This window comes from Candidatus Palauibacter sp., assembly GCF_965208055.1.
Classification (GTDB): Bacteria; Gemmatimonadota; Gemmatimonadetes; order Palauibacterales; family Palauibacteraceae; genus Palauibacter.
Genome location: NZ_CBDBNY010000004.1, coordinates 822,488 through 832,912 on the forward strand (window position 1 = coordinate 822,488; position 10,425 = coordinate 832,912).

General features: G+C 68.4%; 8 protein-coding genes and 1 pseudogene. 2 read left to right on the top strand and 7 right to left on the bottom strand.

Annotated features, from left to right (window positions below; genetic code table 11):
- The first annotated feature begins 141 nt into the window (after nt 1-141).
- Nucleotides 142-1,839 carry a hypothetical protein gene (locus ACOGXI_RS03885; RefSeq protein WP_419937573.1) on the top strand — a complete coding sequence of 566 codons (1,698 nt, stop codon included), beginning with the start codon at nt 142-144 and terminating at the stop codon, nt 1,837-1,839.
- A 100-nt stretch (nt 1,840-1,939) separates the two neighbouring features.
- Here the strand turns inward: ACOGXI_RS03885 and ACOGXI_RS03890 are convergent, their stop codons facing one another.
- The 6 genes and pseudogenes from ACOGXI_RS03890 to ACOGXI_RS03915 all read right to left on the bottom strand — a co-directional run bounded on the left by ACOGXI_RS03890 (nt 1,940) and on the right by ACOGXI_RS03915 (nt 6,588).
- A complete protein-coding gene (locus ACOGXI_RS03890) occupies nt 1,940-3,058 on the bottom strand; it encodes a mechanosensitive ion channel family protein (protein ID WP_419937574.1) in 1,119 nt (372 codons plus the stop codon).
- 173 nt (nt 3,059-3,231) lie between these two features.
- Nucleotides 3,232-3,627, bottom strand: coding sequence for a PIN domain-containing protein (locus ACOGXI_RS03895; protein ID WP_419937575.1), 396 nt, complete (start codon nt 3,625-3,627; stop codon nt 3,232-3,234).
- On the bottom strand, nt 3,624-3,857 hold the full coding sequence (locus ACOGXI_RS03900; RefSeq protein WP_419937576.1) for an AbrB/MazE/SpoVT family DNA-binding domain-containing protein: 234 nt from the start codon (nt 3,855-3,857) through the stop codon (nt 3,624-3,626). Before ACOGXI_RS03900 ends, ACOGXI_RS03895 begins: the two co-directional genes overlap by 4 nt.
- A 177-nt stretch (nt 3,858-4,034) precedes the next feature.
- A complete protein-coding gene (locus tag ACOGXI_RS03905) occupies nt 4,035-5,768 on the bottom strand; it encodes a M66 family metalloprotease (protein WP_419937577.1) in 1,734 nt (577 codons plus the stop codon).
- A 9-nt stretch (nt 5,769-5,777) separates the two neighbouring features.
- Nucleotides 5,778-6,071: pseudogene (locus ACOGXI_RS03910) on the bottom strand (hypothetical protein); the annotation flags it as partial.
- A complete protein-coding gene (locus tag ACOGXI_RS03915) occupies nt 5,956-6,588 on the bottom strand; it encodes a hypothetical protein (RefSeq protein ID WP_419937578.1) in 633 nt (210 codons plus the stop codon). The pseudogene ACOGXI_RS03910 and the gene ACOGXI_RS03915, both read right to left, overlap by 116 nt.
- Before the next feature lie 280 nt (nt 6,589-6,868).
- Between ACOGXI_RS03915 and ACOGXI_RS03920 the strand changes: the two genes are divergently transcribed.
- Entirely contained in the window at nt 6,869-8,242 is a 1,374-nt protein-coding gene (locus ACOGXI_RS03920) for an IS1380 family transposase (protein WP_419937579.1), read from the top strand.
- Nucleotides 8,243-8,444: 202 nt separating this feature from the next.
- Here ACOGXI_RS03920 and ACOGXI_RS03925 read toward each other — a convergent pair whose 3' ends face one another.
- Nucleotides 8,445-10,286: an Ig-like domain-containing protein gene (locus tag ACOGXI_RS03925; RefSeq protein ID WP_419937580.1), complete on the bottom strand. Its 1,842-nt coding sequence runs from the start codon at nt 10,284-10,286 to the stop codon at nt 8,445-8,447.
- Between the last annotated feature and the right edge of the window lie 139 nt (nt 10,287-10,425).

Consider the following 10,425-nt stretch of genomic DNA (forward strand, 5'->3'; position numbering starts at 1 on the left):
GCGCGATCGGATCTCGGCCGGCGGGGGTCGGCAACCCGCCGCCACGGTGCGGCGAAGCTCACTGGGTTCGCCCTTGCGGCGGCCCTTGGAGCCAGTCCCGGCCAAGCCCAGGAGGCGGAAGCCGGCCGCGAGGTCGCGGAGGTGACAAGGCGGATCCTCGCGCGGGTGGAGCCCGGCTGGCAGCTTCAGGCGATGGACAATTCGTGGTCGATGGCGATTTCCCGGATCGCCGAAGGCGATGAAAAGCGGCTTTCCTTCCCCGTGGAGACCGGTGGGGACTACCGAATCGTCGGTGTCGGCGCGCCGGGCGTACTCGATCTCGATCTCTGCGCCGTCGATCCCGGGCCGTCAACGGACGGCGGTTCGGCGCGGGAAATTGCATGTCACGTGCTGCGGGATCCCGCTCCTGTCCTGGACTTCAGGGCCGACGGAACCGGCGTGCGCGAGGCGCTGCTCACGGCTGTGGCGATCGATGGACCTTCCTCCTACGCGGGACTCGCGGTTCTGACGCGCACTCCTTCCCGCGCGGCCGAAGACCAAATCGGGATGGTCGGCGACATCTCCTCGATCACGACGCTCGGCGCCCTGACATCGCTGGTGGGCGAGGGTTGGGATCTCCCCGGCGATGACGGCGGGGCCGTCCCGAGTCGCGACGACTGGGGCCTGGTCGTCGGCTCTCTGTCCGTCGAAGGTTCTCGTCCCCAGCTGTCGTTTCACGTTGAGGCGGGCGAGGACTACCGGGTGTCGGGCGCCGGAGAGGCGAGGGCAACCGATCTCGACATCTGCGTCTTTGACGACACCGACGCGGAGGTCGCCTGCGACCGGGAGGGGGACGCCGAACCCGCCATCGCGTTCACGGCCCGGTCGACCGGCTCCTATCGCGCCGTCCTGGAGCCGTACGCCATCGACGCCCCCGGCCTTGGAGGGGCCCCCGATCCGGTATCGGCCCGCTCCGGGTTGGTTGTCACCCGGCGTTTGGCCGACCGCTGCGATGCCTGGCGCAGAGAGCTTGAGTACTTCGAGCGGGCCGCCGTCCTCGACGTCGAAAACTGCATGCCGGCCTGGCTCGCCGCCGTGCCGTACGACTCGTTGGCGGGAACGCCGCTCATTCAGGCGGCGGAACACAGCAAGTTCCCCGATGTGATCCAACTGCTTCTCGATATCCCCGGATTGGACACGCTAACGGCCGGGTACAGAGCAGGAGCCACTCCGCTCGGCGTGGCGGTTGCATTCAGCCCGATTCCCGAAGAAGCGACCAATCTTCTCCTCGACCACAACCCCGGACTGCTCGAAAGCCGCAGTTTCCGGTGGGATGACGGAACCGCCACATCCCTTCTGCACGCGGCCCTGCTCCGGCCCGATGCGAATGTCGGGGCCATAGACAGACTCGTGACCGAGATGGTTGAACAACACCGGCACGAATTGGTGCTGGTCGAGGATGAGGCGGGCGACACACCCCTCCACGCCGCGGCGCGCGTGGCCACGAGGCCCGTGATCGTGCGGCACCTCGTGGAGGGCGTTCCGCGAGAGGTCAGGCGCCAACTTCTGACCGCCACGAACCACGACGGCAGGACCGCGGCCGAACTGGCCTGGGAGCGGAAGGACGGACGCCGGCTTGCCGTGCAACTGGACGAATACCACGCCGAGTACGTCAGTCCCTCGGTCGGGCGGCGCCTGGGTCGGCTTCGCGACGCGTTCGAACCGATTCTCGCCTCGCTCGCGGCCTTCGCCGCCTTTCTGTTCACGGTTATCCGAACGTTCCCGAAGTCGCCCCTCGCGCGTCTGGTTCACAACACATTCAACAAGCTGCCGGTCGGAGTCGACGACGACGACGAATAGACGCAGATTCCGGCAGGGCGCGGGCCCGGCTCGATGTAGCGAGGGGATCTGGCTGCTGAGCGAACGCCGGCCGTCCGTCGCGCTCACCGGGTCGCCCGACTCACTCGCTTTCGCCGGGTGATGCCCAGCCGTCCCGCCTGATGTACAGCTCCTGCTTGGGATAAGGCATCTCCACACCGGCATCGGTGAACGCCAGGACTGCCTGCTCCGTGATCTGGTCGCCTATGCGCCGCCGCTTGCGCGCGTCCACGATCCACACCCGCAACTGCAGATTCACCTCCGACGGCCCGCAACCTCGAACGATCGCGACCGGCGCCGGATCCGCCTTCACCCCCTCGACCCCGCGGGCCACCTCGACCAGCAGCGACTTGGCCGCATCGATGTCCGCATCAGTGCACGAGAAGGGTATCCTCAGCCGGATGTCCCCGCCCGACATCGTGTAGTTGACGATATCGCGCCGCATGATCTCGTTGTTCGGGACGACCACGACCAGATTGTCGGGATTGCGGATCTTCGTTGCGCGCAGGCCGATCTCGACCACGTCCCCCCAGGTGCCCGTCTCCCGGGGGGCGGACCACAACTCGATCCTGTCCCCGACCTGGAAGGGGCGGTCCAGAATGAGCAGCACGCCCGCGATCAGGTTGGACAGCGTGTCCTTGGCGGCGAGGGAGAGGGCCAGGCCCACGACCCCGGCGCCCGCGAGAAGCGGACCGATGTTCAGTCCCAGCTGCGCCATGGCCAGCAATACGCCTGTCGCGACCACCGCGAACCGCACGAACCGGTTGACCATCGGCAAGGCGGTTTCGTCCAGCACCCCCCCGCCGCGCGACACGGCCCTCGCCTCGAACGCTCCGAGCATGTGGACGACGAGGCGGCTGATGGGAAAAAAGATGAGTCCGGTCCAGATCCCCCACACCCAAGACGCGGGCTGTATCTCCGCTTCCCCGGGGGTCCAAAGATCGGCGATGCTCCAGACAGCCCACGCCACGACACCGAGCCGGAACACCTTCCGGGCCGTCCGCAGAAACTCGTCGTCCAGATCCGTGTCCGTCCGCGCCGCCACCCGGTTCTGCACCCGCCGCAGAATCCAGCCGCCGAGGAAGTAGGCGGCCGCAGCGAGCAGAACGACGCTCAGGCTCGGCATCCATCGACTGGCGGCGTATCCGGCCGCGGCGTTCCACCAATCCAGAAGACTGTCCCAGCTAAGAGGGATTCCCATTCTCCCATCTCCGTCCCAAATGGTGTGGCGAGCAGCCATGCCGCCCGCGCAGCAAAGGCCTACGATGCCGCCAATACCGGGTAAGGGTGCCGGTCCAGCCAAGCTCGCATCCCATCGTCCCGCCGGACCCCACAAAAACATGTCCGAATAGCGAATGCGGACGCTGCCGGTCTTCAGCGCAGCAATTCGGCACCCTCCAATCGCGCCGCCTTCCGGTCGAACGTATAGAGCGGCCGCGCTCCGGACCGCTCCGCCGCGGCAAGGACCATCAGGTCCGAAAATCCCGGACCACCTGCCCGGTAGCGAAACGCCGCTCGGGCCACGTCGTCGGCGGCCTCGATCACGAGGCTCTGCGTCGCCACGAGCTCCTGCAGGATGGCCGCGACCCGTTCGCGGGAAACCCCGTAGGCCCGTTCCAGGACCCAGACGAGTTCCACGACAGCCTCGCGGCAGGCATAACCCGGACGTTCCGTCGTGAGCGATTCCAGCAAAGCGCGGGCGGACTCCGCCTGCCGCTCGTCGTCGCACACCAGGTAGCGGACGAGAACGTTGGTGTCGAGGGCAATCACTCCTCGGACGCCCCGTCGGCTGCGGCTCGCTTCATTTCCTCCACGGTGACGGGTGGCCCGTCGTGCTTCAATACGCCGAATAGCCGACGGATCGGGCGCACGGGCAGTATGCGCACCTCGCCGTCCAGGACGATGTAGCGCACGCGGTCGCCGGCCTGCACGCCCAGCGTGTCCCGGACGGGCTTGCGGAGCGTGGTCTGTCCTTTTTTCGTTACCGGGGATTCGAGCATGGCCGCACCTCCGTTTGCCTTACATTTGTGCCGCATCTCCCTACTCATCGCAATAAGGTAAGGGTTTCGCGGCGGCGATTGCGATCCGTCCGGACAAGGCGTTGTGCGGTGGAGTCGGCGCACGGTATCGCCCGCGGGCGGCCTACGATCCGGCCCGGGCAATGAGACGGACGGAGCCTACGGCCTCCACGCCGCTTGGCCCGGGATCCCGCGGCTGAACAGCACTTCCAGCCCCGGCCCGGCGCCGAGTGCGACCGCCGCGTCCGCCCGCGCCCACGCCGGATCCGGCACGTCCCGCAGAATCGCCCGGACCTGTCCGCTGCGGGGGTCGCGCAGGATGGCCATGGGACGGTCGCTGTCGCCGTCCAGGGTAACGGAGCCGCCGGGGCCGGTCAGCGTGATGCTCGCGAGGCTCGCGGACCACGCGGGCCGGACCGGGAGCGCGAAGACGAAGCCGGAGCTCCCGTCACCGTCGGCGGTCTCCGGCATCGTGAAGCTCAGGGAGAAGAGTTGGGCGCCCGCCGCGGAGCGTCCGGCGATTTCGTACACGCCGGCGGAGTCCGGCAGCGCGGCCGGGGCGTCGACCACGAAGGCCGGTTCCATGAACGGCACGCCGTCGGCGTCGATCCCGCCCCACAGAAGGAGCGACCTGGTCCGAGCGGCCACGGCTGCCGCCAAGGGGCCCTCGTCGAACAGCCGATAACGGAGCGCGTTGCTGAAATGGTAGTCGCTCACGCCGTCCGGCGGGCCGCAATACGACATCAGGTCGGGGATGGAGGGCCGAACCAGACCGCCGCCGTCCCGAAAGTCGTAGCCCCAGACGCCGACCGTCCCGTCGGAATAGGGGAACGACGGGTCCGCGCGGCGCGGGCCACCGCAGGGCGCGTGATGGAGGTTCATGTTGTGGCCGAGTTCGTGCGCCACGGTGCTATGGCTCGGCTGAGAGAAACTCGACCGGCCGGGAACCCAGGCCACTCCGCCGGCGCCGGTGATCGGCCAGTTCATCATGCCCTTCCAGTGACCCGTCCCGCCCTCCATGGCCTGGATGGCGGCGGTCTGGTAGAGAAGCGTGAAGGCGTTGTTGCTGGTGCTCAGCACCGGTTCGTGCGCCGTCACGACAAGATCGCCGACCGGGAGCAGCGCGCGGGTGTCCGAGAACATCTCGTGGTTCTCCGGGTCCGCGGCCATGGCTTCGACCAGGCCCACGATCAACGAATCGCGCGTCTCGCTCCAGATGAACGGAATGAGCGTCAGGTCGAATAGAGGCATCGCCCGCACGTCCACCGCCATGCGGCCCGACTCGGGAATCCGCGTCGCGACCCCGAGCGCGGGATCGAGCGCGCCGTCCGGATCGACCTCGATCACCATCTCGAGCCCCGGCTGTATGACCTCGGCCGGGATCTCGGCGTTGGCGGACTTCGACAGACTGCCCTCATCGACCGCATCGGGGATCGGATCGGACTTGCCCGGGATGTTCTCCACGTGAACTTCCCGGCCACCGACGAAGAACCGCGCCCGAACCGCCGGAATGCCCGCGCCGGTCGCTCGCTGCGCGATCGGGAACACCCGCAGGAGCGCCGCCCTGCCCGCGACCAGCGGAACGGGGAACTCCCGCGACTGAACCGCCTGGGCGAGGTACGCCATCGGGGGTTGCCCCGCCTCACAGAGGCCGACGCGCCGTTTGTGCACGCCGTCGAGCCACGCTTGGAAGCGGGGGTCGGAGGGGGCGCACAGACCCGTACCGCCGACCAGAAGCACCTCGAATGGGTCGAGTTCGGCGAGACCGCTCGGCAAGACCCCTTCCAGCCCGCGGTTGTTCGTCAAACCGAGTTCCCGGAGGCCCGTCATGCTGCCGAACTCCGGGGGCAACGGACCCGACAGCGCGTTGTTCGCAACGTACAGGGCCCTCATCCGCAAGCTGCCCAGTTCGGGAGGGATCGGACCCGTGAGAGCGTTCCCCGACAGGTCGAGGTATCGCAGATTGGTGAGGCTCTCGAGCTCGGCCGGAATCGGGCCGGACAGGTTGTTGCTTCGGACGTACAGTAGCCAAAGGTTGGCGAGACCGCCCAGTTCGGGAGGGATCGGACCTGTCAGAGCGTTATCTTCCAGGCGGAGTCTTTCCAGATTGGCGAGGTGCCCCAGTTCGACCGGAATCGGACCGGACAGGTTGTTCTCTGACAGGTAGAGTCTCCGCAGGCTGGTGAGGCCCCCCAGTTCGACCGGAATCGGACCGGACAGGTCGTTCTCTGACAGGTAGGAGTCTCCGCAGACTGGTGAGGTTCCCCAACTCGGCCGGAATCGGACCCGTCAGCGCGTTATCTCGCAGGTAGAGTTCTCGCAGACCGGTGAGGCTTCCCAGTTCGACCGGAATCGGGCCGGACAGGTTGTTCCCGAACAGCCCCAGGACTTGAACCCTTCCCTCACCGTCGACGTCGACTCCGTACCATTCCCCCAGCGGCGCGTCGGTCAGCCAGTTCTCGGAGTTGGTCCACTGCGGGCCGCCGGTCGCCCCGTACAGCACCTCGAGGACTTTGCGGTCCATCGGCGGCTCGCACTCCGCGCCCGTGCCTTCGTGCGACGCAATGGTGTTCAGCCAGTCGCGAAAAGATGTCTCCGCCGGGTAACAGAGATCCGTCATGTCGTAGTGAAGCGTCCGGAGCGACAAGTTGGCGAGGGACAGCGGCAACCGGCCGGAAAGGCCCGGGTTGTCGGCGATCCTGAGTTCGGTCATGCGGGCCAGTTCGCCCAAAGTCGGCGGAAGCCGCCCGGCCAGCCCGTTGGCCGTCAGATCGAGGGCGGTGACCCGCCCGAGCGAGTCGGCGCTGACGCCGTGCCGTGCCTCGAGCGCGCCGTCGCCCGCCCAGCCGTCCGACCGGCTCCAGCCCGCGCCGCCCGCCAGTTCGTACAGTTGCCTAACCCGGATTTCTCACAGGATGAAGTAGACACCGGCCTCCAGTAGTCGCTAAATTGTTATTCCCCAATAACATGGCGGCTACACAAAAGGAGGACCGGTGCCGACACAGCGTAAGCCCATCTCGTTCGCCTTTCAAGGCTGTCAGGGCCGTAGAGTCACGGCCGCATTCAACGGCGGCACGATCACCTCCCACGCCGGGGCGCTGCTGCTCAGGGAGAGCGGGCGAGCGATCGGCCTGTTCGACCGCGTCGCCGCCTGCTTCACCGACCACCGCGATCCGCGGCTCACGGAGCACTCCGTCTCCACGCTGGTGGCCCAACGCATCGTGGCCCTCGCCCTCGGCTACGAGGATCTGAACGACCACGACCAGTTGCGACACGATCCCGTGCTGGGCCTTCTCGGCGACAAGACCGGGGCCACCCGGAAGGACTGCGCCGCCCTGGCCGGCAAGAGCACGCTCAACCGGCTCGAACACGCGCCCCGAGGTGGAGAGCCGGGCCGGTACCACAGGATCAGCCACGACCCGCAGGCGATGCAGGCCCTCCTCACCGAGTTGTTCATCGAGTCGCGGACCGGCCCGCCCCCCGCACGCCTGGTCCTCGACATCGACTGCACCGACGACGAGACGCACGGAAGGCAACAGGGCCGCTTCTTCCACGGCTACTACGGCCACTACTGCCTCCTGCCGCTGTACGTCTTCTGCGGACACCACCCGCTCGCCGCCGTCCTCCGGCCCGGCAACACCGATCCGGCCCGCGGCACCGTCGAGGAACTCGACCGCATCGTCACCCAACTCAGAGACCGCTGGCCCAACGTCGAACTGCTCATCCGGGCCGACTCCGCATACGCCCGCGAGGAGATCATGGCCTTCTGCGAGGCGCGGAACATCCACTACGTCCTCGGCCTCGCCAGGAACGACCGCCTCGCCGGAAGGGTCGGCCCCGAACTCCTCGCCGCCAAAGTCGAGTCCGAGGGCCGCCGCCGCCCGGTGCGCTTCTACTCCGAGTTCGCACACGCCACCCGAACCAGCTGGTCCCGCCGCCGCCGCGTCGTCGCCAAGTGCGAACACATCCCCGGCAAGTCCAACCCCCGCTTCGTCGTCACCTCGCTCCCGGATACGATCGCTCCCCGGACCGTCTACGAGCGCATCTACTGCCCCAGGGGCAACGCCGAGAACGCCATCAAGGAGCAGCAGCTCGACCTGTTCGCCGGGCGCACCTCCGCCACCCCCATCGCCGCCAACCAGCTCAGGCTCCTCTTCTCGGCCCTCGCCTCGGTCCTCATGATCCGCCTCCGAGCCGCCCTCGCACACACGCGCCTCGCTCGAGCCACCGCCCACTCCCTGCGACTGAAGCTCCTCAGGATCGGCGCCCGCGTCTCCGTCTCCATGCGACGCATCGCCGTCGCCATGGACGCCCACCACCCCTTCACCGCCGAGTTCGCTCGCGTCCACGCCAGCTTCCCCACGTAGCGCCCGCCGCGGCACGCAACTCCGCCCCAGAGACCGCACAGCCGCCTCCGGCCCGGGCACCGGTGTCTCCAGGCACCGAGCATCCGACTCCGGATCGCTCCCCACCGGCCCGAAACAGCTCCCTCCGACACCCTCGGAACTATCCTCGAACCCCAAATGGAGACGTTACACGGCCAACTACGCACGAACGGGCTTCCGCCGTTCACTTCCGGGGGGCGTGTGAGAAATCCGGGCTAAGCGCAGCCGCGTCGGCCGCGTTGCAGAACAGGCTCTCCCAGTCGGCACCCCTGTGTTCGATTTCCCGCATCCACGCCACGAAGGCGGACCTTCCGGGGACGCACAGGGTTTCGTTTCCCCCGATGATGAAGACGCTAAGCCGGTCAAGTCGCAGGAAGGTTGAAGGGACCGGGCCGGTGAGGGCGTTGGAGGAAAGGCGAAGGCTCGTCAACCTCGTGAGGTTGCCCAACTCGGCGGGGATCGGGCCGGTGAGGGCGTTGGAGGAAAGCCACAGCCCCCGCAAGTCGGCGAGGTTGCCGAGTTCGGCGGGCACCGGGCCTGCCAACTCGTTACCGGAAAGATCCAGCCAGTGCAAGTGGCCGAGCTTGCCGAGTGCGGCGGGCACCGGGCCGGTGAAGGCGTTGGAGGAAAGCCACAGCTCCTGCAAGTCGGCGAGGTTGCCGAGTTCGGCCGGGATTGAGCCGGTCAGGGCGTTGTCGCTGAGGACCAAGCTTCCAAGATGTCCGAGGTTGCCGAGTTCGGGGGGGACCGGGCCGGTGAGGGCGTTGGAGGAAAGCCACAGATCCCGCAAGTCGGCGAGGTTGCCGAGTTCGGCCGGGATTGAGCCGGTGAGGCCATGGTCTATCGTTTCTTGCGCATCGTCGTCCCAGCGACCCGAAAGATCGAGCCCGACCACGCGCCCGGACGCGTCGGCGTCCACCCCGTACCACTCGCCCAGCGGCGCATCCGTCAGCCAGTTGGTGTTGTCGACCCAGTTCGGGCCATCGGTGGCGTTGTAGAGCGCCACGAGCGCCGACCGGTCCGGGTTCTCGACGGTGACGTCGGCTGTGCCCCGCGCGTCGCCGGACGCCGCCGCGATCGTGGCCGTGCCTTCGGCTTGACCCCGGACGAGTCCCGATTCGTCCACCGTGGCCACGGAGACGTCGCTCGACGACCACTCGAACTCGGCAACCGCGATGGCGTGGCCGTTACTGTCGAACGCGTTGGCCACAAGGCGTAGGGTGTCGCCGGGCGCAACCGTACCCGCCGCCGGAGTCACGGCGACCGAGCCGGTCGACTGCATCACCGTCACCTGCGCTTCGCCCGAGGCCTCGCCCGCGCTCGCCGTGACCGTGGACGCGCCGCCGCCGACGGCCGTCACCACCCCCGCCGAATCGACCGCCGCGACGGTCGTGTCCGCGCTCGACCAGGAGACCGGGACGCCCTCCATGACACGCCCGCGCTGGTCCCGCACCTCCGCGCTGAGTTGCCCGGTCTGTCCCAGCGCCGTCAGCGCCAAGGTGTCCGGGGCGATTCCGATGGTCGTCGGCGCCGGAGCCACCACCGTGAGTGACGCGCGGCCCGCGACCCCGGACGAGGAGGCGGTGATCTCCACCTCGCCGGGTCCGACCCCCGTCGCCAGCCCCGTGGCGTCCACGGTCGCCACCGTGGTGTCGCTCGACGCCCACTCGAACTCGGCATCGGCCACCGTGTGCCCGTTGGCATCCAACGCCGCCGCCGCCAGCCGCAGCGTGTCTCCCCCCGCCACCAGCGTGTCGGCCGAAGGAGAGACCGATACCCTGCTTACCGCCTGCGCCACCGTCACCGCCGCGCTCCCCGAGACCGACCCCGAGGTCGCCGTGATCGTCGCCTTCCCGTTGCCCGCGGCCGTCGCGAGCCCCGACGCGTCCACCGTCGCCACCGAGGCGTCCCCGCTCGTCCAGGTCACCGACGCGCCCGCCATCGCCCGGCCGTTCTGGTCCAGCACCTGAGCGGATAAGTGCGCGGTGTCGCCCAGCGCCGTCAGTTCGGCCTCCGCCGGCGTCACCGCAACCGTCGTCGCGCGCGGAGGATCCGGGGGCGGAGGAGGGGGAGGCGGAGGTTCGGTCGTCCCGTCGCCGCACGCGACAGCCCAAGCGCCACCGGCCAGTATGAGAAGCACTGTCAAGATCGGTTGAGCACGGCGC